A 26116-nucleotide genomic window follows, 5' to 3' on the forward strand; every position below is an offset into this window, starting at 1 on the left:
GCGTCACTGAAGTGAGTCAAAGCAGCACCGTAACAGCCCTGCGCAACTTTACCCAAAAGCTGCCGAGCACAGTCACGCCCGCCATCAAGCGGCTAAGCGTGGCATCCCTGATTGGCCAAGGCATCCTGATTGTCTCGGGCGGCGTTGTCCGAGTCACAGGCTCCGGCCTGGGCTGCCCCACCTGGCCCAAATGCACGGCTGATTCCTTGACCAATACGGCGGAAATGGGCATTCACGGCCTCATCGAGTTCGTGAACCGCACGCTGACTTTCGCCCTGGCCGCTGTGGGGCTGGTCCTGCTGATCATGCTGTGGAATCTGCGCAAGGAGCGCAAGGACCTGTTTTGGCTGGCGTTTGGCCTGCTGGCCGTCATCCCCGCCCAGGCCATCATTGGTGGTGTCACCGTGCTGACAGGCCTGAATCCCTACGTGGTGAGCCTGCACTTCCTGGTCTCGGCCGCGCTCGTTGTGGTCTCCATGCTGCTTGTCAACAGATGCTACGGGCGAACCGGTGTTACGGGGCCTACTACCATTGCGCGCGCCCGGCCGCTGGTCCGTCAGCTCAGCGTTATTGCCGCCATCGCCAGCTACCTTGCCGTAATCCTGGGCACCCTGGTCACCGGCTCCGGTCCGCACTCGGGCGATTCCACGTCACCGCGCATGGAACTCAACGGCTACTTTGTCACGCGCCTGCACGCTGTCCCCGTCTATGTTCTCGTAGCAACTGCCCTTGTGCTGGTCATCCTTCTGTGGCGCAACGGCAAGGACAGTGTTGTGCGCAATGCGGCCCTGCTGTTGTTCGTCTCGGTACTTTTCCAAGGCTTCATTGGCTACTGGCAGTACTTCACAGGCATCCCGATCCTGCTCGTGATTGTCCACATGTTGGGCGCCTCCCTCATGCTCAGCGTTGCCACCAACATGGTGGACGTGGCACTGCGCCGAGGCAAGAATTCTGTGGCGGCCTAGGCCTCACTGCGCCACCCCTGCACCTCCTTAACCAGCCATGCACGACGGCGGCCGGCACCTTCTCCTTGAGGTGGCCGGCCTCTTTTGTGCTCCCTTCGGCACAGTCACACGCCTTGACCGCTTAGGTCACCTAGGCCGCTTAGGCCGCCACTACCCTGCCAGGCCTGGGTTGTAGCGGCAGGACTCTCGAGCGGTGTTGGGCGCGAGCCACGCTCACCGCGTGCGTGTGATCCGACCAGTTCCCGTGCGCGGCAGTGCTTAAGCTATAACGGCCGGAGCCTCCCTAGTGGGAGGCGCCGGCCGTTATATGTACGTGCGTGTGAAGACGTGCGTAAAAGGACCAGTGTCCCTTAGCGCATGAGTGCGGAACCAACAAAGGGATCTACTGCCAGGGACAGGAACAGCAGCGTCAAGTAGCTGATAGAAACGTGAAAAACCTTCATGGCATTCTTCTTGGTGACGAGGTCCTTCTTCGAGTTGCTGTAGAGGGTGTGGGCCTCGTACAAGAACCAGGCGCCGGCTCCCAGAGCCGCAACGGTGTAGACAATTCCTGCGCCACCGAGTGGAATCATGAGCAGCGAACACGCCACCATGGCCCAGGTGTAGAGAACTACCTGGACGGCCACCGTGCGTGACCCCGCCACGGCACCGAGCATGGGCACGTTGACGGCGTTGTAATCGTCGCTGTACCGCATAGACAAGGGCCAGTAATGCGGCGGGGTCCAGAGGAAAATGACCATGAACAAGATGATGGCCGGCCACTGCACGGAGTTAGTCACGGCCGCCCACGCAATAAGGACGGGGAAGCATCCGGCAGCCCCACCCCAAACAATATTCTGGGAGGTGCGGCGCTTGAGGATGAGGGAGTAGACCACCACGTACACGAAGATGGCACCGATCCCCAACATACCGGTGAGCGGGTTGACGCTCCACAACATCGCCACAGCAACAACCGTCAAAATCCAGGAGAAAATGAGCGCTTCACGCGGGGTGATGACACCCGTCACGAGGGGGCGCTTGGAGGTTCGGTTCATCACCTTGTCAATGTCGCGGTCAATGTAGCAGTTGAAGGCACCGGCAGCACCGGCAGCCAGTGCACCGCCCACCATGGTGGCGACCATGAGCCACAGGCCGGGAACCCCGCCCTGGCCGGAAAAGCCCTGCGCATAAAACATGGTGGGCAGGGTTGTGACCAGAAGAAGCTCCACAACCCGGGGCTTGGTCAGCGCCACATACCCCTTGGCCTTGTCCGAAAAGCTCACCGCAACTTTGGCCGAAGCCTGCGTTGTTGGGGTATGTGTCGCACTCACGAGAAATGTCACCATGTTTCCATTGTTGTATCTGTGCCGGCGAATCCTGACCGGCAGTTAGTGCACCGACTTATCAACGGTGGCACCGTGCCTGCGCGCGTAGAAGCCGCGGGCGCGTTTAACCTTTGCTCAATCATAGCCGCTTGAGCGGGTGCAGCGTGAAAATAGCGAATGTCCAAGTTTACGCCGCGTTCTCGCAACATGTGAAAATGAATCACACCCCCCGCCGCTATATCGTGTAGCTTTAGAAAATCCTGACGGCTTGGAATTTATAGTGGTCTGAACCACCCATAGGACTAAGCTGGGAATTACTTTAATGCGATGACGCAGGGCGGACCTGCCAGAGAGGGCCGGAAAACTTCGGTTGACCGACCGGACGGCTTGGACCGTACCTGCCCTATTTATGCCCCTAACGAGAGGGACCTGTCAGTGTCAAATCTGGATTTGCCAACGTTCACATGGACCGCCACCGACCAGCGCGCAGTGGACACCGCACGCATTTTGGCCGCTGACGCCGTAGAGAAGGTCGGCAACGGCCACCCCGGAACGGCCATGTCTTTGGCCCCTGCAGCATACTTGCTCTTCCAAAAGGTCATGCGGATTGATCCCAAGAACCCCGATTGGATTGGCCGCGACCGCTTCATTCTTTCCCCCGGTCACACCTCGCTGACACTGTATGTACAGCTGTTCCTCTCCGGTTACGGTCTGGAGCTCTCTGACTTAGAAGCCCTGCGTACCTGGGGTTCCTTGACCCCCGGGCACCCCGAATACAAGCACACGGCCGGCGTGGAAATCACCACCGGACCGTTGGGCCAGGGCCTGGCATCAGCAGTGGGCTTCGCCTACTCGCAGCGCCGTATGCGCGGCATGCTCGATCCCGAAGCAGCCCCCGGCACCAGCCCCTTCGACCACACTGTGTGGGTTATTGCCTCTGATGGTGATCTCCAAGAAGGCGTCACGAGCGAAGCGTCCAGCCTTGCCGGCCACCAGGAACTGGGCAACATGGTTGTTGTGTACGATTCCAACCACATCTCCATTGAAGATGACACCAACATCGCCTACTCCGAAGATGTACTCAAGCGCTACGAGGCCTACGGCTGGCATGTCCAGCGGGTGGACTGGACCAAGACCGGTGAATACGTAGAAGACGTTGCAGAATTGCATGGCGCCCTGGCAGCAGCGAAGGCAGAGACAACCAAGCCCTCACTGATCTCACTGCGCACCATCATCGGCTACCCGGCCCCCAAGAAGCAGAACACGGGAGCCATCCACGGCTCCGCTCTGGGCGCAGCCGAAGTTGCTGCCGTCAAGGAAGCTCTGGGCTTTGATCCCGAACAGCACTTCGCTGTGGAACCCGCCGTCTTGGATCACACCCGCCAGTTGCTCGAGCGGGGCGCTGCCACCCACGAAGAGTGGAACACCAGCTTCACTGCCTGGGCCGAGGCAAACCCGGAGAATGCTGCCCTGCTCGAACGCATTGAAAAGAAGGAACTGCCGGCCGGCTGGGAAGAAAACCTGCCGGTCTTTGAAGGCGGCAAGGATGTTTCAACCCGTGCAGCCTCCGGCAAGGTCTTGAACGCCATTGGCGGTGTCCTCCCCGAGCTCTGGGGTGGTTCCTGTGACCTGGCAGGTTCGAACAACACCACCATTGAAGGCACCGGCTCTTTTGTGCCCGCCTCCAAGCAGACCGAGACCTGGTCCGGTGGCCCCTACGGCCGTGTTTTGCACTTTGGTATCCGTGAGCACGCTGCCGCCTCTATTGTGAACGGCATCCACCTGAGCGGGCCCACTCGTGCCTTCTCCGGTACGTTCTTGATCTTCAGCGACTACCAGCGCCCGGCCATCCGCCTCTCAGCCCTCATGGGGGTACCGTCCATTTATGTCTGGACGCACGATTCCATTGGCCTGGGCGAGGACGGCCCCACCCACCAGCCTGTGGAGCAGCTCTCGAGCTTGCGCGCCATCCCGGGCCTGGATGTGGTGCGCCCCGGTGACTCCAACGAGGTCTCGGCCTCCTGGAAGAAGATCTTGGAGACCACGGAGAACCCTGCCGGTATTGTGTTGACTCGCCAGAACATCCCCACCTACGTGCGCGGCACGGGAGCAGCCACTGCCACCGATTTCGCCTCTGCGGATCTAGTGGCCAAGGGCGGCTACGTCCTGGCCGAAGCTGTGTCCAACGGCGCCGTGGTTACCCCTGCGGTCATCTTGATCGCTACGGGTTCCGAGGTCCAGCTGGCCGTTGAGGCCCGTGAGGCTTTGGCTGCGCAGGGCATTGCTGCCCGCGTTGTCTCCATGCCATGTGTGGAGTGGTTCAAGGCTCAGAGCCCCGAATACCGGGATTCAGTTCTGCCTGCCGGTATCAAGGCTCGTGTCTCTGTTGAAGCCGGCCTTGCTCTTGGCTGGCGTGAATTTGTTGGCGATGCTGGCCGCTCCATCTCTCTGGAACACTTCGGCGCCTCCGCTGATTACAAGGTTTTGTTTGAGAAGTTCGGCATCACTACGGAAGCAGTCACGGCTGCTGCCAAGGACTCCATCGCTGCGGCCAGCGCCTAAGCGGCGAAGCCGTTCCCTGCGGTGTGGGGGCGCTGTTCTTGCAGCTCCCCACACCGCATCACACCATTTTGCCCGCTGCCGTCGGTTCGCACCGGCGGCAGCGGGAATAGATTATCTCGCCTGCAGTGCTGATAGATGCAGGGCCTTCACCTCAAGGAAGTAGCAAAATGACGAATTCAACTCCCACTGCCGCACTCTCCGCCGCTGGCGTCTCCATCTGGCTAGATGACCTGTCCCGCGACCGCCTCAACAGCGGTAGCTTGGCCAAGCTCATCGAGGAGAAGAACGTTGTTGGTGTGACCACCAACCCCAGCATTTTTGAAGCCGCCATCACCAAGAGCAATGACTACCAGGCAGAGCTGAAGAAGTTCTCGGCAGCCGGTATTGGCGCCGAAGACGCTGTCTTTGAGATCACCACCTCCGATGTTGCCGACGGTTGCGATCTGTTCGCCCCCATTGCCAGCGCAACCAAGGGTGTTGATGGCCGTGTCTCGATCGAGGTTGACCCCCGCAAAGCGTGGGATACCGAAGGCACCTTCGCCGAGGCGAAGCGCCTCTACGCCAAGGTCAACAAGAGCAACGTTTACATCAAGATCCCCGCAACATTGGAAGGCTTGGAAGCAATTACGGCAACCTTGGGTGAAGGCATTAGCGTCAACGTCACGTTGATCTTCTCACTGGAGCGCTACCGGGCCGTTGTCAACGCATTCTTGAGTGGGCTTGAACTGGCCAAGGCCAACGGTCACAACTTGGCTGATATCCATTCGGTGGCGTCCTTCTTCGTATCCCGCGTAGACCTGGAAATCGACGGCCGCCTGGACGCCCTGGGCACCGAAGAAGCAGCTGCCCTCAAGGGTAAGGCTGGCCTCGCCAACGCCCGCCTGGCGTACCAGGTCTTCGAGGAGATCTTCTCCTCCGAGCGTTGGGCCTTGCTGGCCGACGCCGGCGCACTCCCCCAGCGCCCCCTCTGGGCCTCCACCGGTGTGAAGAACCCGGCCTACCCCGACACCTTGTATGTCACCGAACTGGTAGCCACCAACGTGGTCAACACCATGCCGGAGAAGACCCTGGACGCCACGTTCGATCACGGCGTTGTCACAGGTGACACCATCACCGGCACCTACGAAGATGCCAACGCGCTGCTGAACCACCTCGAGCGCCTGGGCATCTCCTACAACGAGGTTGTAGCCTTGCTTGAAACTGAAGGTCTGGACAAGTTCGTTGCCAGCTGGAAGGAACTCTTGAACCATGTTCAGGACGCCCTTGACGCTGCCGGTTCGGAAGGCTAACCGCCATGACATCATTGGCATTCGCGGCCACAGGCGCCGCAAAGGACGCTGGAGCCAGCCAGCTGCTGACACTGGTGGCAGACCAAGTTGCCTCACGGATATTCGCTAAGGATGCCACGTTGTGGGGTCCCGAAGCCGAGGCTGAGTCTGCAATTCGTCTTGGCTGGGTAGAAGCGCCTGAGGTTAGCGCACCTCTGCTCGAAGAGATCACTGCCTTGCGTGAGGAATTGCGTGCGGAGGGCATTAACCACTTTGTGCTGTGCGGCATGGGCGGATCTTCACTGGCTCCTGAGGTCATTACGGCCACAGCAGGCGTGGAACTCACCGTCCTGGACAGCACCGATCCTGACCAGGTCCGGGCAGCTGTCAGCGACCGCCTGACTACCACAGCCATTGTGGTCTCCTCCAAATCGGGATCAACGCTGGAAACAGATTCCCAGCGCCGCATCTTCGAACAGGAGTTCACGGCCGCCGGCATTGACGCCAAGTCCCGCATCATCATTGTGACCGATCCGGGTTCTCCCCTGGATGGCGCTGCACGCGAAGCCGGTTACCGCAAGGTTTTCAACGCAGATCCCAATGTGGGCGGACGCTACTCGGGCCTGACCGCTTTTGGCCTGGTGCCTTCGGGCCTGGCCGGGGCTGACATTTCAGCTCTGCTGAACTCTGCTGAGGAAGCTGGCGAAATGCTGCGCGATGACGACGTCGATAACGTCGGTCTGCGTCTTGGAGCGGCTCTGGGCGGTACCTCGCCGCTGCGCAACAAGATTGTGATCGTGGATGAGGGCTCGGGCATTGTGGGCTTCGCCGATTGGGCCGAGCAGCTCATCGCCGAGTCCACCGGCAAACAGGGCACGGGTGTGCTGCCCGTGGTGGCAGATCCGAACTCCCCCGAGGTCACCAGCGGTGCCGCCGATGTTCTTGTGGTCCGGCTGGTGGGTGGGGATTCCGAGACCGAACTTCGTGAGAACGAGGTCAGTATTGCCGGTGATCTAGGTGCTCAGATGATGGTGTGGGAATTCGCCACTGCTGTTGCGGGGCGCCTGCTGGGCATCAATCCTTTTGACCAGCCTGATGTTGAGGCTGCCAAGGAGGCCGCCCGTGGTTTGCTGGACGCTACCCCTGAGGCCACCGCAGCACTGTTCACCGATGGTGCCGTTGAGGTTCGCAGCGCAAACAACGACGCCGGATGGCTGGCCGGGGCGGCAACTCTCCCCCAGGCACTGACTGCTTTGGCAGACACGCTCGGCGCAGACGGCTACCTCAGCGTTCAGGCGTACCTGGACCGGCTGGCTTACGCCCCCTTGGAATCCGTACGCAATGACCTCGCCGCGCTGACCTCACGCCCTGTCACTTTTGGCTGGGGCCCGCGCTTCCTGCACTCCACCGGCCAGTTCCACAAGGGCGGCCCAGCCGTTGGCGTGTTCTTGCAGGTCACGGGTGCTGCGACCACCGATTTGGCTATTCCTGACCGACCGTTTAGCTTTGGGGAGCTCATTTCCGCCCAAGCCGCTGGTGATGCAGCCGTGCTGGCAGATCACGGACGCCCCGTGCTTCGTCTACACCTGCTGGATGTGGCTGCTGGCGTTGCACAACTCAAGACTGCGGTAGCCACACTTGCTGGCCGCCACTTAGACGCATAAGGCTACTCTCCAACAGATGTCCACCTCTGCCTCAAACCACAATGAAAACCCGCTCCGGGACAGCCGCGATCGCCGGCTGTCCCGGGTTGCGGGCCCATCGTCTCTGGTGCTCTTTGGAGTGACCGGGGACTTGTCGCGCAAGAAACTCATGCCAGCCGTGTATGACCTCGCCAACCGCGGCCTGTTGCCGCCCAGTTTTGCTTTGGTGGGCTTTGCCCGCCGCCGCTGGGATGACGAAGATTTCGCCGCTGAGGTCAAGGCCTCAGTGGAAGCACATTGCCGTACGCCCTTTGATGAAGCGGTGTGGAACCAGCTGAGCGAAGGTATCCGATTCGTGCAGGGCGAATTCGATGACCATGATGCCTTTGAACGGCTCAAGGACACCTTGGCCGAACTGGACCGGACACGTGGCACGCGCGGTAACCATGCCTTTTACCTCTCAATCCCGCCGAAGGCTTTTGAGCTTGTCTGCCGCCGCCTCTCAGAACACGGGCTGGCACAGAGCGCAGATAGCTCGTGGCGCCGGGTAGTCATTGAAAAGCCGTTTGGGCACAACTTATCCTCAGCGCGGGACCTGAACAACATTGTAGAATCGGTATTTCCCGCTGACTCCGTCTTCCGAATTGACCACTATTTGGGCAAGGAAACGGTACAGAATATCTTGGCGCTACGCTTCGCCAACCAGTTCTTTGAGCCCTTGTGGAACGCAAATTATGTGGATCACGTCCAGATCACCATGGCGGAGGACATTGGCACGGGAGGCCGTGCAGGCTATTACGACGGCGTGGGTGCTGCCCGCGATGTCATCCAGAACCACCTGCTTCAGTTGCTGGCGTTAACGGCCATGGAAGAGCCCATCTCCTTTGATGCGGATCATCTGCGGGCCGAGAAGGAAAAAGTCCTGGCAGCCGTCAAGTTGCCCAAGGACCTGTCCAAGCATTCTGCCCGCGGCCAGTTCTCCGGCGGCTGGCAAGGTGGTGAGCATGTTTTGGGCTACCTGGAAGAAGAGGGCATCCCGGCAGACTCCATGACCGAGACCTTCGCCGCACTCCGCCTCGACATCAACACCAGGCGCTGGTCAGGTGTGCCGTTCTACTTGCGTGCAGGTAAGCGGCTGGGCCGCCGTGTGACGGAAATCGCTGTGGTCTTCAAGCGCGCACCCAACCTTTTGTTCACTGATCATGCGGAGGATGACTTCGGCCAGAATGCTGTGGTGATCCGTGTCCAGCCGGATGAGGGTGTGACGATTCGCTTCGGTTCCAAGGTGCCCGGCACTCAAATGGAGGTTCGCGATGTAACCATGGACTTTGGTTACGGACACGCATTCACCGAATCCAGCCCTGAAGCTTATGAACGGCTCATCCTTGACGTGCTGCTCGGTGAACCTCCCTTGTTCCCGCGCCATGAGGAAGTTGAGCTCTCGTGGAAGATCCTGGATCCCTTCGAGGAGTTCTGGGCCGCCGAAGGCACCCAGCCGGAGCCGTACGAACCGGGCAGTTGGGGCCCTGCCTCTGCCGATGAATTGTTGAAACAAGATGGAAGGACGTGGCGTAGGCCGTGATAGTTGACCTGCCTGACACAACTACCTCCAAGATCACCAAGATGATCGTCAAACTGCGTGAGCAAGGTGGCGTTGTGGCCCTTGGACGGGTGTTGACCCTTGTGGTCATCACCGAGCTGGGAAACGAAGAGGATGCTATTGCAGCAGCCAACCTCGCCAGCCGTGAACACCCGTGCCGGATCATTGTACTCGCTGCCGGATCAGCAGCGGATGCCACACGGTTGGATGCTGAAATCCGGGTGGGTGGAGACGCCGGCGCTTCCGAGGTCATTGTGCTGCACGGGCATGGCGAGTTGGCTGCCGAGAACGAATCCCTCGTCTCCGGCCTGCTGCTCCCTGACGCTCCCATTGTGGCGTGGTGGCCCAACCAGGCACCGGCAAAAACCAGCGAATCCCCCGTGGGACGTATTGCGCACCGGAGGATCACTGATTCCGCCAATGCTGCGGACCCCCGGGCGGCCCTGAGCAATATTGCCCAAACCTATGCGGCAGGTGACACCGATCTCGCATGGACGCGCCTGACCAATTGGCGCATTCAGTTGGCCGCAGCATTGGATGGCTTTGATGCCTCGGACCCCATTACCCGTATCCATGTTGAGGGTGCCATTGATTCCCCCAGTACTCTACTGCTGGCGGCCTGGCTACACATGGCATTGGAAGTGCCCATCACCGTTAAGGACGATACTCGCGGAACAGGTATTCGTACAGTCGTCTTGGAGCGTCTGAAGGGGACAGTGGAGCTGACCCGCCCCGCCACCACCGATGCTGTGCTCACTCAGCCTGGCCAGCCCGTCCAGCACATCGCGTTGCCCCGGCGTTCCTTGCAGGATTGCCTGGCAGAAGAGTTGCGCCGGCTGGATCCCGATGAAGTATTTGGTGAAGTGGTCACCGACGGCTTGACAAAGCTATTGTCAGAAGAAGAGGTAATGCAGGCATGAGTTCCAATGTGCGCGTGACACCCCACCCGTCATTTGATGTTCTGGCAGCCACCACGGCCGCCCGGCTGATCACACGGTTGTTGGATGTGCAAGGTGATCGTGGTGAAGCCACCGTGGTTCTTACCGGCGGATCTGTTGGCATAGCCACGTTGCGCGAAGTGGCCAAGTCACCGGCACGGTTGGCAGTGGATTGGGGCAAGGTCAATATCTGGTTCGGTGACGAACGTTTTGTTGAGACCAATTCACCAGACCGCAACTGCGGCCAAGCGGCTCAGGCTCTGCTGGATCAGATTCCAGTTGATCCGGCACGTGTTCACATCATGGCTGCCTCGGACACCGTGGCCAGTCTTGATGAAGCTGTTCAGAAGTATGCGGCGGAGCTGGCGGCAGCTGCCAAGACAGAATGGCTAAAGGACGACGACGCACCAGAGCAGGAGCCCGTAGTCCCCCGCTTTGATGTTTTGTTGCTGGGTCTGGGACCGGATGCGCACATTGCCTCGCTCTTCCCGGATATGGCTGGAATCCGCACCAAGGGGGTCTCTGTGGTGGGGGTAACCAACTCACCCAAGCCACCGGCGTCGCGCGTGTCATTGACACTGGAAACCATCAACTCTGCCCAGGAAATCTGGATTGTTGCTGCCGGGGCGGACAAGGCAGCAGCGGTGGGATTGGGCCTAGCTGGTGCCAACGAAGTTCAGGTACCAGCATCCGGTGCTCGGGGCTTGGTAAAAACTTTGTGGTTGCTAGATGAGGCAGCTGCGGCGAAGGTTCCCAGCGCCCTCATGCGCCGCGAAAACTAGCCCTGCATCGCTCCACACGGGAGAGAAGAGCAGAGCGGAAACAAAAGAGAAGGTCCCCACCAGCGTGATGCCGGTGGGGACCTTCTGCCTTTGATGCTGATCGATTAGGCGCCGATGTTCCCGTAGGACATGATCAGGCCCAGGCCAATGATGACCACGCCCCAAACAATTCCCAGGACCACCGTGAAGCGGTTCAGGTTGCGCTCGGCCACACCGGATGAGCCCAAGTTGGAACTCATGCCGCCGCCAAACATGTCAGAGAGACCGCCGCCACGGCCCTTGTGCAGCAAGATCAGCAGGGTCAACAGCAAGCTGGTGACACCCAAAAGGATCTGCAGGGCGATTTGTAGTGCTTCCACGAGTGGCCTTTCGAACATGATGATGGTGAAACTCAAGTATGTGTGCGGTACCAGCCCAAACCGTGCAACAACGTGCAGCGGTGGCTGTGTCCGCAACCAAGTCTAGCCGTGTACACCCACTCAACGCGAATGGACACGACATATGACACTGGTTTGATGGGCCCACGCGACCGAGGGTCCCGCCGCGAGCTTGCGAGCGGACCAGGGTCGTGATGGGCCCACGCGACCGAGGGTCCCGCCGCGAGCTTGCGAGCGGGAGGGAGGTCGTGGGGACTATTTGGTTACGAGATGGTTTTCAAAGCGGGCAATGTTGGCAAACTCGCCGGCATCGAGGCTGGCACCGCCCACCAGGACACCGTCAACATCGCGCTCGGCCATGATGGCTCCCACGTTGTTGGCCTTGACCGAACCGCCATAGAGCAGGCGCGTCTTGGCAGCTGTTTCGGTACCGAACAACTCTGCCAGTTCGGCACGGATAGCAGCACACATTTCCTGTGCGTCCTCCGGTCCTGCAACCTCTCCGGTGCCAATGGCCCAGACGGGCTCGTACGCAATCACAAGCTGTGCGGCCTGTTCTGCACTCAAACCTGCAACACCGCCGCGGATCTGCTCGAGTGTGTGGGCTACATGAGTGCCTGCCTTGCGGATTTCCAGACCTTCGCCGGCGCACAGCACGGGTGTCACGTTATTGCGAAACGCTGCCTGAACCTTCGCGTTGAGCAAGGCATCGCTCTCGCCATGAATTTCGCGGCGTTCGCTGTGGCCAACCAGCACATAGGCGCAACCGAGCTTGTTCAGGAAAGCACCAGAAATGTCACCGGTGTAGGCGCCTGAATCTTTATCGGAGAGATCCTGTCCGCCGTAGACCAGCTTGAGCTTGTCTCCCTGAACTAGGGTTTGCACGCCGCGCAGGTCGGTGAAGGGAGGGAAGACGGCAACTTCCACCCGGTCAAAATCATGGCGGGCGTCGGAGAGGGTCCAAGCCAGTTTTTGCAGGAGGGTGATGCCCTGGACATGGTCCATGTTCATCTTCCAGTTGCCTGCAATCAGCGGCGTCCGGTCAAAATTGCCGTTTGTTGAAGTAGTCATCGCTTCTCTCGTTTCTTGCGTTACAAAAGGGTGGCGGCGGGGAGTCCCCGCCACCACCCGGGTGGGCCTAGCGGTCCAGTGCAACCAAACCGGGGAGTTCCTTGCCTTCAAGGAACTCCAAGCTTGCGCCGCCACCGGTGGAGATGTGGCCAAACGCGTCATCAGCAAAGCCCAATGAACGCACGGCTGCAGCTGAATCACCGCCACCAACAACGTTGAAGCCGCCATTGCCGGTATTGCTGGCCAAGGCTGCGGCTACTGCTTTGGTTCCTGCGGCAAACGCAGGGAATTCAAAGACACCCATGGGGCCGTTCCAGAAGACTGTCTTGGCACCGGAAATAGCGGCGGCAAAGGCTGCCCCGGATTCCGGACCAATATCCAGGCCAAGCCCGCCTGCACCAAAGCTGCTGGCTTCGATGGCGTGGGCAGCAACCACCTCATGGGCGGCATCTGCGGAGAACCCGGCAGCCACCACAACATCGGTGGGCAAAACAAAGGACGTTCCCGCGGCTTGTGCACGGGCCAGGTAGTCCTGAACCACAGGGATCTGATCAAGTTCTAGCAACGAGGCGCCAACCTTGTGCCCTTGGGCGGCAAGGAAGGTGAACAGCATGCCGCCACCCACCAGGATGGAGTCAGCCTTGCCAATCAGGTTGTCAATGACTGCCAACTTATCGGAGACCTTGGATCCGCCCAGGACAACCACGTAGGGGCGCTCGGATTCGGTGGTCAGCTTGCGCAGAACCTCCAATTCCGTACGCACCAGATCGCCCTGGTAGGACGGGAGAACCTTGGCGATGTCGTAAACACTTGCATGCTTGCGGTGCACAGCACCGAAAGCGTCGTCTACATAGGCGCCATTAGTCCCCGTCAGCGCGGCGAGCTCGGCAGCGAAAGCCGCCCGTTCACCGTCGTTCTTGGACGTCTCGCGCGCATCAAAGCGCACATTCTCCAGTACCAGTACCGAACCGTCAGCCAATGCGGCAGCAGCTGCCGTGGCGGCGGGGCCGGTGGTGTCGGCAGCGAGCGTGGCATTGAGTCCGGGAGCCAGTTCGCTCAGACGAGCCACTGCCGGCGCCAGTGAGTACTTGGCTTCCGGGGCGCCCTTGGGCCGGCCCAGATGGGCACAAACCAGGACGCGTGCACCGGCCGCAGCAAGGGCGTTAATAACGGGCAGGGAGGCTTTGATGCGTCCGTCATCTGTGACGTTAGAGCCGTCGAGCGGCACGTTCAGGTCACTTCTGACCAGTACGTACCGCCCGCGGACACCTTCATCGACGAGTTCGCTGAGGGTGTGGAGTGTCATTCGTATCCTTAGAGCTTGGAGGCGACGAGCTCGGTCAAGTCGACCAGGCGGTTGGAGTAGCCCCACTCGTTGTCGTACCAGGAAACAACCTTGACCTGGTTGCCGATGACCTTGGTCAAGCCCGAGTCGAAGATCGAGGAGGACGGGTCGCCAACAATGTCAGAGGACACGATGGGGTCTTCGGTGTAGGTCAGGTAGCCGGCAAGCTTACCCTCAGCAGCAGCAGCCTTGTAGGCGGCGTTGACTTCTTCAACGGTGACCTCGCGGCTCACAGTTGCGGTCAGGTCAGTTGCTGAGCCTGTGGGGACGGGTACGCGGATAGCGTAGCCATCGAGCTTGCCCTTGAGTTCGGGCAGAACCAGGCCAATAGCCTTGGCGGCACCGGTGGAGGTCGGGATCATGTTGATGGCAGCACCTCGGGCACGGCGGAGATCGCTGTGCGGGCCGTCCTGCAGGTTCTGATCGGCAGTGTAAGCGTGGATGGTGGTCATGAGACCGCGCTCCAGGCCAAAGTTGTCGTTCAAGACCTTGGCCAGCGGGCCCAGGCAGTTGGTGGTGCAGGATGCGTTGGAGATGATGTGGTGTGTTGCCGGATCGTACAGATCGTCGTTGACGCCCAAAACGATCGTGATGTCTTCATCGGTTGCCGGAGCGGAGATGAGGACCTTCTTGGCGCCAGCATCAATGTGCTTCTGTGCGGCAGCGGCCTTGGTGAAGAAACCGGTGGATTCGATGACGATGTCAACGCCAAGCTCGCCCCAAGGAAGGTTGGCGGGATCGCGCTCAGCCAAAACGGTGATGGTCTTGCCATCAACAACGAGGTGGCCGTCAACAACCTCAACGGAAACGGACAGGCGGCCGTTTACGGAGTCGTACTTGAGCAGATGAGCCAAGGCTTCGGGGCTGGTCAAGTCATTTACTGCAACAATTTCAATGTCTGCACCCTGTGCCAATGCGGCGCGGAAGTAGTTACGGCCAATACGGCCGAACCCGTTGATACCAATACGAGTAGTCACTTGTTCTCTCTCCTTGGTGCTCCATTGAGCACACGTAGACAGGTTGAAGTTCAGCTTCAACCACTATTTCCCGCACGACGTTGGGCAGAGATTCTTATACTGGGCAGCTAGTGAAGCGTGCACCGTGATACATATTACGTTCTATGGGACCCGCTCCGTTAATCTTACGGAGCGGGCGTCCATATATTGGTCATTTTGGGGCCCTGCGGGCAGGCCACACATGACGGTTTTTGTACTGCCTACGGCAGGATCAGCCCTGTTGCGTTCTTGCGTGCAGCATCAAAGCGCTTGGCCACATCCGCCCAGTTCACAATGTTCCAGAATGCCTTGACATAGTCAGCCTTGACGTTGACATAGTCCAGGTAGAAGGCGTGCTCCCACATGTCCAGCATCAGCAACGGCGTGGTGGCTACGGGGATGTTGCCCTGCTGGTCGAAGAGCTGCTCGATGATCATGTTTCCACCGAGGCCTTCAAAGGACAGCAGCGCCCAGCCGGAGCCCTGGATGCCCATGGCTGCTGCGGTGAAGTGTGCGCGGAACGCGTCGAAGGAGCCAAAGGCGTCGTCGATCGCTGCGGCCAACTCGCCTTCGGGCTTGTCCCCGCCCTCGGGTGAGAGGTTGTTCCAGAAGATGGAGTGGTTGGTGTGACCACCGAGGTGGAAGGCCAGGTCCTTGGAGAACCTGTTGATGTTGGCGAAGTTGTTGCTTTCGCGTGCCTCTGCCAGCTGCTCCAGTGCCTGGTTGGCGCCCGCGACGTAAGCCGCGTGGTGCTTGCTGTGGTGCAGTTCCATGATGCGGGCGGAAATATTCGGCTCCAGAGCAGCGTAGTCATAGCTGAGTTCCGGAAGTGTGTACTTAGTCACTGTTCCTCCATTGCGATTCTTCATATTTTTTGCCAGCTGAAAGCACCGGCACGGTAAAGCGGCCCATACTGGACCGAACTTCACCTCTACTCTTTCATACTAGGACGTTCACCCGTCGAGCATGTCGAAAGTGACATTGGACTCAGTGCCGGGAACTCCTAAATCTTTGGCTTTTTTATCGGCCATGGCCAACAGCCGCCGGATTCGTCCCGCAATGGCGTCCTTGGTCAGCGGCGGATCAGCCAAGCGCCCTAGCTCATCGAGGCTGGCTTGTTTGTGGGCCACGCGCAGTTCCCCGGCATATTTGAGGTGATCAGGGACGTCCTCCCCCAAAATTTCCAAGGCCCGTTCCACCCTGGCACCGGCTGCAACAGCGGCCTGTGCTGAACGGCGCAGATTGGCGTCGTCAAAGTTGGCCAAACGGTTTGCTGTGGCACGCACTTCCTTACGCATGCGCCGTTCTTCCCAGACCAAAAAAGTGTCATGGGCGCCCATGCGCACCAATAGTGCAGCGATGGTGTCGCCGTCCCGAATGACAACCCGGTCAATTCCCCGTACATCGCGGGCCTTCGCGGCAATGTCCAGGCGGCGGGCGGCGCCCACCAGGGCAAGGGCGGCTTCCGGTCCGGGGCAAGTGACCTCCAGGGACGAGGAGCGCCCCGGTTCCGTCAGAGAGCCATGGGCCAGGAACGCTCCCCGCCAAACAGCCTCAGCATCTGCTGTGGAGCCATTGACCACGGCAGATGGCAGCCCGCGGACGGGGCGTCCCCTTCCGTCGAGGAGACCACTTTGCCGGGCCAGAGCTTCACCGTCGCGCACCACCCGCACCACGTAGCGGCTTCCGCGGCGCAAGCCACCTCCTGAGATCACCACGATCTCACTTTGGTGACCATACATTTCTGCAATGGCAACGCGTAGCCGCCTGGCAGTTGCTGCCGTGTCCACCTCAGCTTCGATCACAATCTTGCCGGCGATGATGTGCAGGCCGCCGGCGAAGCGTAGCAGCGCAGAGACTTCCGCCTTGCGCACCGATGACTTTTTTACGTCAAGCCGGGACAATTCCTCTTTTACCGCAGCGGTTAGCGCCATGATTCATCCTCCACTGTTCACGTTCATTTCTGACCACCAAAGATATCCCGGTAGGCCGCTGCAAGCCGCAACGGGTCATGGACCGCATCGCCCGCTGAACTTCCCACCTTACCGAACACCACCCGTGCGCCAATCATTGCGGCTGCTTGCTTGAACTCTTCGGCGTCCCCAATAGAGCCTGGATCAGCCAGCACCACGTCAACACGAAATTCCGGAGCATACCGGGAAATGACGTGCAGGTGATCAGCCGCATTCATGCCGGTTGCCTCCTGATCGTTGACGTCCAGGTTCATGGTGATAAGCCGCTTGGCTTGAGTGGTGCACAGGGCCTGACGCATCTCCGGGAGGAGCAGGTGTGGCAGCACAGAGGTGTACCAGGATCCAGGCCCCAGAATCACCCAGTCTGCGTTGTGAATTGCGCTGACAGCCTCACGGCAGGCTGGGGCGTTCTCCGGTACGAGACGCACATTTTCCACTTCACCGGCTTTGGCGAGCAGTGACTGGCCGCTTATTAGAGCACCAGGGACACCATTGCCGCGCACCTCGCCTTCAATCGTGAGGGGAACACTGGCCATGGGCAGCACTTCACCCCGGGCCCCTAGCAGCGCCCCGGCCCAGCGCAGCCCTGCTACGGGGTCTCCGAGTAATTCCCAGAGTGTGACAATGAGCAGGTTCCCCAACGCATGGTTATCGAGGGATCCGCTGACGCCTTCACGGGAGGTAAAGCGATGTTGCATGACATCACGCCAGGTCCTCCCCCAGTCCGTGTCATCGCACAGGGCGGACAGTGCCATGCGCAGATCCCCTGGCGGCAAGACACCCAATTCTTCGCGCAGACGGCCGGAGGATCCGCCGTCGTCAGCAACAGTGACCACAGCGGTGACTTGACTCGTGACCAGGCGCAAGGCGGAGAGCGATGCTGCCAAGCCGTGCCCGCCACCCAGCGCAGCAACTTTGACCTCTGAATCTGAGGCAGGGAGCTTATTCGCGGAAGGGATGATCGGCAAAATGCCCGTGTACACGCTTACTCCCTGCCCAGATCACGGTGGCGGATGCTGGTGGTGACGCGTGGGAGCTGGCTCAGACGTTTGGCGAGCTCAATTGCAACTGCCACTGAGCGGTGCTTGCCGCCGGTACAGCCCACAGCAATGGTGGCGTAGTGCTTGTTCTCACGGCGGTAGCCATCAAAGACGGGCTCGAGCATGTGCACAAACCGCTCCACGAAGTCTTCGGCACCGTTGTCGTTGAGCACAAAGTTGCTGACGGCTTCATCCTGCCCGGTCAGTGGCCGCAGCTGCGGTATCCAGTGCGGGTTGGGAATGAACCGGACATCGGCCACGTAGTTGGCGTCCACAGGGAGGCCATACTTGAAGCCGAAGCTCATGATGGTCAGGCTCAGAACCACGGGACCTGATTCCGAGAACAGCTCCGTGACGGCAGTGCCCAGCTGGTGCACATTCATGACGGAGGTGTCCAGGATCATTTCTGCCTGGTCCTTCATTTCGGCCAAGAGCAACCGTTCGGCCGCAATGCCGTCGGTGATGCGCCCGTCCTTTTGGAGCGGGTGCGGGCGCCGGCCTTGTTCGAATCGGCGCACCAGCGTGTCGTCACTGGCGTCTAGGAATAGGACCCGGTAGCTGATCCCTGCCGCGGAGAGCGCGTTCAGGGAATCCCGGATGTCGGCAAAGAGCGCCTTGCCGCGAACATCAACCACCACGGCGAGCTTGGGAAGTGCAGCAGGCATGCGTGAGACAAGCTCTGCCAGGGCAGCGAGCATCTGCGGTGGGAGGTTTTCAATGACAAACCAGCCTTGATCTTCCAGCGCGTTGGCTGCTGTGCTGCGTCCGGCACCGGACATGCCGGTGACCACGAGAAGCTCGGATTCCACAGGCTTGATGGGGGTGAGCTCGCTGTCGTTGGCGGCAGTGGGTTCTTGCTGTTGGGTCATTGCTCTTCCCTGTCGGTTGTTGGCGTGCACCTAGTATCATCCCAGCCTACTGGCCGCGGGGCCCGCATTGAACGAAGTGAAATGTGGGAGGACAGTTGGCGCTACTGGCCGTGGGGCCCGCATTGAACGAAGTGAAATGTGGGCTAATCGAGAATTTCGCCCGTGGTCATGTTGACGGCCGGTGCCTGTGGTTGCTCTTTTTCTTGCGCGGCCACGGTGTTGTGAATGGCCTGAGCGAGCACGGGTCCAATCCCCTTGGCCTGCCCCAGTTCCTCTAACGAGGCAGCCCGCACCTTCTTCAGAGAGCCAAAGTGTGCCAGAAGGGTTTTCTGCTTGGCTGCACCCAGTCCCGGCACGGTGTCCAGGATTGATGCTGTCATGGCTTTGCCGCGTTTGGCGCGGTGGAAGGTGATGGCGAATCGGTGGGCCTCGTCGCGGATGCGTTGCAGCAGGTACAGGCCTTCCGAGGAGCGCGGGAGAATGACCGGGAAATCACTCTCGGGAACCCATACCTCTTCCAGCCGCTTGGCCAGGCCAACCACTGCAACATCCGTGATGCCCAGGTCTGCTAGGGCGCGCGAGGCCGCATTGACTTGGGGCACACCGCCGTCAACAACCACCAGGTTGGGCGGGTAGGCGAACTTGGATTTAGGCGTCTGGGCGGCCATCTCGTCTATCTCACCGCCTGGGTCAGCAACAACATCCAGAGCAAGCCCACCAGCGTGAACTAAAGCCCCCGCGCCACCATCATGGCGCTCTAGACCGGCCGCAATTTCACCGCTAGTCCCCACGGCTTGGGCGCGTAGTTCCTTTTCCGCCAGATAGTTGCGGAAACGCCGCGTGATGACGTCATACATTGAGGCGGTGTCGTCGATCGCGGCGTCACCGTTGATGGCGAATTTGCGGTATTCGCTCTTCTTGGCCAGACCATCTTCGACCACCACCATGGAGGCCACAACATTGGTGCCTTGGACGTGTGAGATGTCATAGCACTCGATCCGTAGCAACGGCATAGGCAGTTCAAGGGCTTCCTGCAGCTCTTGCAGCGCGAGTGACCGGGTGGTCAGGTCGCCGGCGCGGCGGGACTTGTGCAAGATCATGGCCTGGCGCGCATTCGCCTGCACGGTATCCATTAGGGCAGCCTTTTCGCCGCGTTGGGGCACTTTGATGGAGACCTTGCCTTGGCGCAGCCCTGCGAGCCACTGGGCCAACTCCTCATGGTTTGTGGGCAGCTCAGGCACCAGGATCTGGCGCGGGATGGCACCTTGTTCGGCATCTTCACCGCCGTAAACTTGCTGCATGAGATGTTCCCAAAGCTGGGCATCAGTGGCGTCCTCAACTTTTTCAACCACCCAGCCCCGCTGTCCGCGGATGCGTCCACCACGGACATAGAAGACTTGGACCGCGGCTTCCAGCTCATCTTGTTCGACGGCGAAAATATCCGCGTTGGTGTCCTCGGTCAGCACCACAGCGTTGCGTTCAAAGACCTTTTTCAGGGCGATGATGTCATCGCGCAACCGGGCGGCTTGTTCATAGTCGAGCTCGGCCACGGCGGCAGCCATCTTCTTCTCCAACGTGCTGATGAAGCGTTTGGCTTCTCCGCCCATGAAGTCACAGAAGTCTTGTGCCAGATCCTTATGCTCTTCAACGCTGATGCGGCCAACGCAGGGGGCGGCGCACTTGTCGATGTAGCCGAGCAGGCAAGGACGGCCACTGCGCTCGGCACGGCGCAGCACCCCAACACTGCAGCTGCGTACAGGGAAGACGCGCAACAAGGTATCCATGGTTTCGCGGATGGCACCCGCCGTGTAGGGCCCGAAGTAGCGGGTTCCTTTGCGCCGTTCCCCACGCATCACCTGCACACGCGGGAACTTTTCACTCATAGAGACGGCTAGGTAGGGATAGGTTTTATCGTCCCGGAACGCCAGATTGTAGCGGGGGGCGAATTCCTTGATCCACGTGTATTCAAGCTGCAAGGCTTCCAACTCGCTGCCCACAATGGTCCATTGCACGCTCGCTGCGTGGTGGACCATGGCGTGGGTTTTGGGCAGCAGGGTGGCCGGATTGGCGAAGTAGGAGTTCAGGCGGGAGCGGAGGTTTTTCGCCTTGCCTACATAGATGATGCGCCCGTGTTCGTCACGGAAGCGGTAAACACCTGGATCCGTGGGGATTTCTCCGGGTGCGGGCCGGTAAGTTGCTGGATTTGCCACAAGTCCATCCTAGGCGCACGCGAGTACTGTGCGAGATACGTGCGAGCGGTGGGAGCAGGCTGGGTGGGCCCACAGACGCGAGGGCCCCACCACGAGCGCGCGAGCGGTGGGAGCGTCTGGGGACTATTCGATGCTGGGGCTCTGGTTGTACTTGGGGCTGCGTTCTTGGCTAGTCAGTTCAGCAATGGCGTCCATGATGGTGTCGGTTACCAGGCGGCGCGCCGGAAGGGAATGGTCCGGCCCGGTCTTCTCAAAGTACAGCGGTTTGCCGAACCGCAGCGTGAACCGTGCGGGCCGGAAGCCTTTGCTGCCGGCGGGTTGCAGTTTTTCGGTGCCGATAATCCCTACGGGCACCACGGGGGCACCTGTGGTGAGAGCCAGCCAGCCCACACCGGTTCGGCCGCGGTACAAAATGCCGTCACGTGAGCGGGTGCCCTCGGGGTAGATGCCCACGCCTTCATTGCGACCCAGGATTTCCAGAAGTGTTTTGAGCGCCTGCACGCTCGCAGCTTGTTCCCCGCGTTCCACAGGGATGGAATTCACTGACTCGAAGAAGGACTTCATGAGTTTGCCCTTGACGCCCTTGCCCGTGAAATATTCAGCCTTGGCGAAGAAAGATACGGGACGCGGGGTCAGTGCCTGCACAATGACCGAGTCGAAGAAGGAGAGGTGGTTGGGTGCCACAATGAAAGGCCCGTCCTTGGGCACATTGTCCAGGCCTTCAACCGTGGGGCGGCACAGGGTGGCGATGGTGCCGCGCGTCAGAAGACGGGTTGCGTCATACAGCGCCATGGCCGGCCTCCTTGGCTGCATTTGTGCCGGACAGTTGGGCGGCTAGTTCCTCTGCGGAATGTACGACGGCGGCAACTCCTGCCGCTTCCAGCTCGCCTTCGGCGGCAAACCCCCAGGCGACGCCAATGCAGTTAATGCCGTTGCTGCTGGCACCGTGCACGTCCTGGTGCCTGTCCCCCACCATGATGGCGTCCACAACAGCGCTGGTATTCAAGTCAGTGCCGGTATTCAAGTCTGTGCCGGGGATGGCATCCAGCGCAGCAAAAGCGGCGCTGTCCGCCAGCGCTGCGGCAATGATTTCTGCCTTGCCCGCCCGGTAGTCGGGGTCTCCCGGCCTCAGGTTTTCGTCACTATGGGACCCGCGGATGATGTGAAAATATGTGTCGAGTCCGTGGAGGGCCAGCAGTTCCTTGGCCAGCGGCTCGGGTTTTTGCGTGGCTACGGCGAGGTAGACGCCAGCGTCTTTTAGTTGCGCCAGAAGGTTCTCGATGCCCGCATACACCACGGACATGGCCATACCGTGTTCCATGTACCAACCGCGGTAGACGGCAATGACCTCGTCAACGTGCTCGTGAGGAACACCCAGAAAATTGATGAGCCCGTCAGCAAGTTTGGGCCCGATCATCGACTTGAGCACGTCGGGGCCAGGAACCGGCAACCCCTTTGCTGCCAGAGCATATTCCAAACCGCCGGTGATGCCTCCTGCGGGGTCCACAAGGGTTCCGTCAAGGTCAAAGAGGACCACCGAGGGCAGGCGTTGACGTTGGATGACCATATTTATGGCAGGGGTTACTGTACTCACGTCCATAGTTTCTCACGACCCCACCCCGCAGGGCCGCATCCATGCACCTGCGGGCATATCTTCAGGTGCGGGCGCCCGCCTTAGAGAACTTCGCGCAGGAAGGTTGCCGTGTAACTGGTCTCACTCTTGGCAACCTTTTCAGGGCTGCCCGTGGCCACCACCTTGCCGCCACCGGTGCCGCCGTCGGGGCCCAGATCCACAATCCAGTCAGCGCTTTTAATAACATCCAAGTTGTGTTCAATGACAATGACGGTGTTGCCCTTGTCCACCAGCCCCTGCAGCACGAGCAAGAGTTTGCGGATGTCCTCAAAGTGCAGGCCAGTGGTGGGCTCGTCCAGCACATAAATACTGCGCCCGTTGGAGCGCTTCTGCAACTCTGCCGCCAGCTTCACTCGCTGCGCTTCACCGCCGGAAAGCGTAGTGGAGGCCTGCCCCAGCCGCACATAACCCAGGCCGACGTCGACCAGGGTACGCAGGTGCCGGGCGATGGGCGTGAATGCGGCAAAGAACTCTGCACCCTCCTCGATGGGCATGTTCAGCACATCGGCAATGGACTTGCCCTTGTAGTGCACCTCGAGAGTTTCGCGGTTGTAGCGGGCGCCGTGGCACACTTCGCAAGGAACGTACACATCCGGCAGGAAGTTCATTTCGATCTTCAACGTGCCGTCACCCGTGCAGGCCTCGCAGCGCCCGCCTTTGACGTTGAAGGAGAACCGGCCGGGCTGGTAGCCGCGCATCTTGGATTCGTTGGTCTCAGCGAAAAGCTTGCGGATGTTATCAAATACGCCTGTGTAAGTGGCAGGGTTGGAGCGCGGCGTGCGCCCGATGGGGCTCTGGTCAACATGGACCACCTTATCGAGGTGTTCCAGGCCATCGATGCGCAGGTGCCGCCCGGCAACCTGCTTGGCGCCGTTGAGCTTGGTGGCCAGCACCTTGTACAGGATCTCGTTGACCAGCGTTGACTTGCCGGAGCCACTGACACCGGTGACAGCCGTCAGCACACCCAGCGGGAACTTCACATCAATGTTGAGCAGGTTGTTCTCCCGTGCACCCACCACGGCAAGTTCCCGTGATTTGTCATACTTGCGCCGCTTGGCGGGCAAGGCAATGGACTTGCGCCCAGACAGGTAGTCACCGGTCAGGGAGCGGGTGTTCGCGAGAAGATCGGGCAGGGACCCTGAATGCACCACTTCGCCACCGTGCTCACCGGCGCCGGGGCCAATGTCCACGATCCAGTCGGCTTCCTTGATGGTGTCCTCATCGTGTTCCACAACAATGAGCGTATTTCCGAGGTCGCGCAACCTGGTGAGCGTTTCAATGAGGCGGCGGTTATCGCGCTGGTGCAGTCCAATGGAGGGCTCATCCAAAACGTAGAGCACACCCACCAGTCCGGAGCCGATCTGGGTGGCTAGGCGGATGCGCTGGGCTTCGCCGCCGGAGAGGGTGGCTGAGGCGCGTTCCAGGTTCAGGTATTCCAAACCCACATCCAGCAGGAACTTCAGCCGGGCCTGGATTTCCTTCAGCACCTGGCTGGCGATCCGCGCTTCGCGACCAGTCAAGACCAGGTTGGAGAGGAAGTCAAAGCAGTCGCGCATGGACAGGGCGCAGACTTCGGCAATGTTCTTCTCGTTGATCAGCACAGAGAGGGAAGCCGGGTTAAGGCGCGCACCACCGCAGGCAGGGCACGGGATTTGGCGCATGTACTCTTCGTAGCGGTCACGGGCCGAATCCGATTCGGTCTCCATGTGTTTGCGCTGAATATACTGGACGGCACCTTCAAAGCCGGTGCTGTATTTGCGTTCGCGGCCAAAGCGGTTCTTGTACTGAACCACCACCTTGTGGTCCTTGCCGTACAGGATGGCTGTGCGTGAGGCGGTATCGAGCTTGTTCCACGGGGTCTCCATCTTGAAATCCAGCTCCGTGGCCAGACCTTCAAGGAGTCTGTTCCAGTATTCGGTGGTGGCAGTACCCAGCGACCACGGCGCAATGGCGCCTTCGCGCAAGGACAGGAACGGGTTGGGAACCACCAGTTCCTCGTCCACCTCCAGCTTGGTACCAATACCGCTACACGCGCTGCAGGCACCAAAGGGGTTGTTGAAGGAGAAGGATCGTGGTTCAATCTCGTCGATGGCCAGCGGGTGTTCGTTGGGGCAGGCCAGGTTCTCTGAGAAGGAACGGATCCGTCCGGCGTCGCCTTCCTCTAGATCCACAAGTTCCACCAAGACCCGGCCGTCAGCTAGCCCCAGCGCAGTTTCCACAGAGTCCGTGAGGCGCTGCTGGATGCCATCCTTAACCACCAGACGGTCCACTACCACCTCAATGGTGTGTTTGAAGGTCTTCTTCAGTTTGGGCGGCTCGCTGAGCTGAATTTGCTCACCGTCCACCTTGGCCCGGGAGTATCCCTTGGCGGTGAGCTCCCGGAACAACTCCACGAACTCGCCCTTGCGGTCCCGCACCACGGGGGCCAGAACCTGAAAGCGGGTGCCTTCTGCCATCTCAAGGAGTTGGTCAACAATCTGCTGCGGTGTCTGCTTCGCAATGGGTTCCCCACAGACGGGGCAGTGCGGGGTACCCACACGCGCCCAGAGCAGACGCATGTAGTCATAGATCTCGGTAATGGTGCCCACGGTGGACCGCGGGTTTTTCGAGGTGGACTTTTGGTCAATGGACACGGCCGGGGAAAGGCCTTCAATGAAGTCAACATCGGGCTTGTCCACCTGCCCCAGGAACTGCCGGGCATAGGCTGAAAGTGACTCAACGTAGCGGCGCTGACCTTCAGCAAAAATGGTGTCGAAAGCCAGTGAGGATTTACCCGAACCGGAAAGGCCCGTGAAGACGATCATGGCGTCGCGGGGCAGATCCACGTCAATGTTGCGCAGGTTGTTCTCCCTGGCGCCTTTCACGATCAGGCGCGAGAGATCCGGCCGCTTGGGCGCAGCTACCTTAGCTGGGCCGCCAGGGGCTTCAGTACTTACAGGGGTTACTGGGGTTTCTGGGGTTACAGACTGGGCCATTGTTTCCTTCACATCACTGGCTGCCACACCGTCAGCGGCCGCCTCTCACGCTTGGCCGTCCGCAGTGCGCTCACAACAGGGCCGCGAGTCCGGCGCACGTTGCTTTCACTCATTAGTATAATCGAAAGTTCGTTCGAACGCGCGCCCGGGTCCGGCCCGGTTTCCGCCCGCTTCTAGAGTTTTGGTGGGCTAGCTGCGCTCCAGGGCAGCCGTGAGAATACGCAGCGCCTTGGCGTGAGAGACACCCAGCTCACGCACGACGGCGGCGAAGGCCTCCGCGGCTTCCGCCACCTGGGCGGCAATCTTGTCCCCGCCGGAGGCGATGGCTGTGCCACTGCGTCCAGCTGTGAGAACAATGCCGGCCTGCTCAAGTTCGCGGTAAGCACGGGCCACGGTGTTCGCTGCTACACCCAGATCTGTTGCCAGTGCCCGCACCGAGGGGAGCTTGGTCCCGACCGCGAGGTCACCCGAGGACGCCAGGTCCAGAATCCGGAGCCGAACCTGTTCAAAGGGCGGCACCGTCGATTCCGTATCCAGGCGCCACCGGTGCATCAAAATATCCATGG

The 26116-nt window shown here is 60.2% G+C and carries 21 protein-coding genes; 7 read left to right on the forward strand and 14 right to left on the reverse strand.

Annotated features, from left to right (window positions below):
- Nucleotides 1–11 precede the first annotated feature (11 nt).
- A complete protein-coding gene (locus CVS29_RS13945; RefSeq protein WP_245932247.1) occupies nt 12–965 on the forward strand; it encodes a COX15/CtaA family protein in 954 nt (317 codons plus the stop codon).
- Nucleotides 966–1315: 350 nt separating this feature from the next.
- Here CVS29_RS13945 and CVS29_RS13950 read toward each other — a convergent pair whose 3' ends face one another.
- Nucleotides 1316–2287 carry a heme o synthase gene (locus tag CVS29_RS13950; RefSeq protein ID WP_110106998.1) on the reverse strand — a complete coding sequence of 324 codons (972 nt, stop codon included), beginning with the start codon at nt 2285–2287 and terminating at the stop codon, nt 1316–1318.
- Between the two features lie 417 nt (nt 2288–2704).
- Between CVS29_RS13950 and tkt the strand changes: the two genes are divergently transcribed.
- The 6 genes from tkt to pgl all read left to right on the forward strand — a co-directional run bounded on the left by tkt (nt 2705) and on the right by pgl (nt 11062).
- Nucleotides 2705–4831, forward strand: coding sequence for a transketolase (tkt, locus tag CVS29_RS13955; protein ID WP_245932248.1), 2127 nt, complete (start codon nt 2705–2707; stop codon nt 4829–4831).
- Nucleotides 4832–4998: 167 nt separating this feature from the next.
- On the forward strand, nt 4999–6120 hold the full coding sequence (gene tal / locus CVS29_RS13960) for a transaldolase (protein WP_110106943.1): 1122 nt from the start codon (nt 4999–5001) through the stop codon (nt 6118–6120).
- A gap of 5 nt (nt 6121–6125) precedes the next feature.
- A complete protein-coding gene (locus tag CVS29_RS13965; RefSeq protein WP_110106944.1) occupies nt 6126–7763 on the forward strand; it encodes a glucose-6-phosphate isomerase in 1638 nt (545 codons plus the stop codon).
- A 16-nt stretch (nt 7764–7779) separates the two neighbouring features.
- Nucleotides 7780–9324 (forward strand): glucose-6-phosphate dehydrogenase, encoded by a 1545-nt coding sequence (gene zwf / locus CVS29_RS13970; protein ID WP_110106945.1) that lies wholly within the window; start codon nt 7780–7782, stop codon nt 9322–9324.
- On the forward strand, nt 9321–10262 hold the full coding sequence (locus CVS29_RS13975) for a glucose-6-phosphate dehydrogenase assembly protein OpcA (protein WP_110106946.1): 942 nt from the start codon (nt 9321–9323) through the stop codon (nt 10260–10262). Before zwf ends, CVS29_RS13975 begins: the two co-directional genes overlap by 4 nt.
- On the forward strand, nt 10259–11062 hold the full coding sequence (gene pgl, locus CVS29_RS13980) for a 6-phosphogluconolactonase (protein WP_110106947.1): 804 nt from the start codon (nt 10259–10261) through the stop codon (nt 11060–11062). Before CVS29_RS13975 ends, pgl begins: the two co-directional genes overlap by 4 nt.
- 104 nt (nt 11063–11166) lie before the next feature.
- Here the strand turns inward: pgl and secG are convergent, their stop codons facing one another.
- The 13 genes from secG to CVS29_RS14045 all read right to left on the reverse strand — a co-directional run bounded on the left by secG (nt 11167) and on the right by CVS29_RS14045 (nt 26114).
- Nucleotides 11167–11439, reverse strand: coding sequence for a preprotein translocase subunit SecG (gene secG, locus CVS29_RS13985; RefSeq protein ID WP_218868251.1), 273 nt, complete (start codon nt 11437–11439; stop codon nt 11167–11169).
- A gap of 255 nt (nt 11440–11694) precedes the next feature.
- Nucleotides 11695–12510, reverse strand: coding sequence for a triose-phosphate isomerase (gene tpiA, locus CVS29_RS13990; RefSeq protein ID WP_110106948.1), 816 nt, complete (start codon nt 12508–12510; stop codon nt 11695–11697).
- A gap of 67 nt (nt 12511–12577) precedes the next feature.
- Entirely contained in the window at nt 12578–13816 is a 1239-nt protein-coding gene (locus CVS29_RS13995) for a phosphoglycerate kinase (protein WP_110106949.1), read from the reverse strand.
- 8 nt (nt 13817–13824) lie between these two features.
- The gene (gene gap / locus CVS29_RS14000) at nt 13825–14832 is read right to left on the reverse strand and encodes a type I glyceraldehyde-3-phosphate dehydrogenase (RefSeq protein WP_110106950.1); all 1008 of its coding nucleotides are present in this window, start codon (nt 14830–14832) and stop codon (nt 13825–13827) included.
- A gap of 239 nt (nt 14833–15071) precedes the next feature.
- On the reverse strand, nt 15072–15695 hold the full coding sequence (locus CVS29_RS14005; protein WP_110106951.1) for a superoxide dismutase: 624 nt from the start codon (nt 15693–15695) through the stop codon (nt 15072–15074).
- Nucleotides 15696–15803: 108 nt separating this feature from the next.
- Nucleotides 15804–16784: a DNA-binding protein WhiA gene (gene whiA, locus CVS29_RS14010; protein ID WP_110106952.1), complete on the reverse strand. Its 981-nt coding sequence runs from the start codon at nt 16782–16784 to the stop codon at nt 15804–15806.
- Nucleotides 16785–16807: 23 nt separating this feature from the next.
- Nucleotides 16808–17806 carry a gluconeogenesis factor YvcK family protein gene (locus tag CVS29_RS14015; protein WP_110106953.1) on the reverse strand — a complete coding sequence of 333 codons (999 nt, stop codon included), beginning with the start codon at nt 17804–17806 and terminating at the stop codon, nt 16808–16810.
- Between the two features lie 2 nt (nt 17807–17808).
- Nucleotides 17809–18732 carry an RNase adapter RapZ gene (gene rapZ / locus CVS29_RS14020; protein ID WP_110106954.1) on the reverse strand — a complete coding sequence of 308 codons (924 nt, stop codon included), beginning with the start codon at nt 18730–18732 and terminating at the stop codon, nt 17809–17811.
- Nucleotides 18733–18875: 143 nt separating this feature from the next.
- On the reverse strand, nt 18876–20942 hold the full coding sequence (gene uvrC, locus CVS29_RS14025) for an excinuclease ABC subunit UvrC (RefSeq protein ID WP_110106955.1): 2067 nt from the start codon (nt 20940–20942) through the stop codon (nt 18876–18878).
- 123 nt (nt 20943–21065) lie between these two features.
- Nucleotides 21066–21734 carry a lysophospholipid acyltransferase family protein gene (locus CVS29_RS14030; RefSeq protein ID WP_110106956.1) on the reverse strand — a complete coding sequence of 223 codons (669 nt, stop codon included), beginning with the start codon at nt 21732–21734 and terminating at the stop codon, nt 21066–21068.
- Entirely contained in the window at nt 21721–22536 is an 816-nt protein-coding gene (locus CVS29_RS14035; RefSeq protein WP_245932249.1) for an HAD hydrolase-like protein, read from the reverse strand. Before CVS29_RS14035 ends, CVS29_RS14030 begins: the two co-directional genes overlap by 14 nt.
- A gap of 80 nt (nt 22537–22616) precedes the next feature.
- Entirely contained in the window at nt 22617–25550 is a 2934-nt protein-coding gene (uvrA, locus tag CVS29_RS14040; protein ID WP_110106958.1) for an excinuclease ABC subunit UvrA, read from the reverse strand.
- Between the two features lie 189 nt (nt 25551–25739).
- Nucleotides 25740–26114 (reverse strand): GntR family transcriptional regulator, encoded by a 375-nt coding sequence (locus CVS29_RS14045; RefSeq protein ID WP_211315148.1) that lies wholly within the window; start codon nt 26112–26114, stop codon nt 25740–25742.
- Between the last annotated feature and the right edge of the window lie 2 nt (nt 26115–26116).

The sequence above is a fragment of the Arthrobacter psychrochitiniphilus genome, assembly GCF_003185915.1.
GTDB classification, from domain to species: Bacteria; Actinomycetota; Actinomycetes; order Actinomycetales; family Micrococcaceae; genus Specibacter; species Specibacter psychrochitiniphilus.

What these genes read in the sequence shown, in the direction of transcription:
- tal (WP_110106943.1), top strand. Translation starts at nt 4,999, where the DNA reads ATGACGAATTCAACTCCCACTGCCGCACTCTCCGCCGCTGGCGTCTCC.
- CVS29_RS13965 (WP_110106944.1), top strand. Translation starts at nt 6,126, where the DNA reads ATGACATCATTGGCATTCGCGGCCACAGGCGCCGCAAAGGACGCTGGA.
- zwf (WP_110106945.1), top strand. Translation starts at nt 7,780, where the DNA reads ATGTCCACCTCTGCCTCAAACCACAATGAAAACCCGCTCCGGGACAGC.
- pgl (WP_110106947.1), top strand. Translation starts at nt 10,259, where the DNA reads ATGAGTTCCAATGTGCGCGTGACACCCCACCCGTCATTTGATGTTCTG.
- secG (WP_218868251.1), bottom strand. Translation starts at nt 11,439, where the DNA reads ATGTTCGAAAGGCCACTCGTGGAAGCACTACAAATCGCCCTGCAGATC.
- tpiA (WP_110106948.1), bottom strand. Translation starts at nt 12,510, where the DNA reads ATGACTACTTCAACAAACGGCAATTTTGACCGGACGCCGCTGATTGCA.
- CVS29_RS13995 (WP_110106949.1), bottom strand. Translation starts at nt 13,816, where the DNA reads ATGACACTCCACACCCTCAGCGAACTCGTCGATGAAGGTGTCCGCGGG.
- whiA (WP_110106952.1), bottom strand. Translation starts at nt 16,784, where the DNA reads ATGGCGCTAACCGCTGCGGTAAAAGAGGAATTGTCCCGGCTTGACGTA.
- rapZ (WP_110106954.1), bottom strand. Translation starts at nt 18,732, where the DNA reads ATGACCCAACAGCAAGAACCCACTGCCGCCAACGACAGCGAGCTCACC.
- CVS29_RS14030 (WP_110106956.1), bottom strand. Translation starts at nt 21,734, where the DNA reads ATGGCGCTGTATGACGCAACCCGTCTTCTGACGCGCGGCACCATCGCC.
- uvrA (WP_110106958.1), bottom strand. Translation starts at nt 25,550, where the DNA reads ATGGCCCAGTCTGTAACCCCAGAAACCCCAGTAACCCCTGTAAGTACT.
- CVS29_RS14045 (WP_211315148.1), bottom strand. Translation starts at nt 26,114, where the DNA reads ATGGATATTTTGATGCACCGGTGGCGCCTGGATACGGAATCGACGGTG.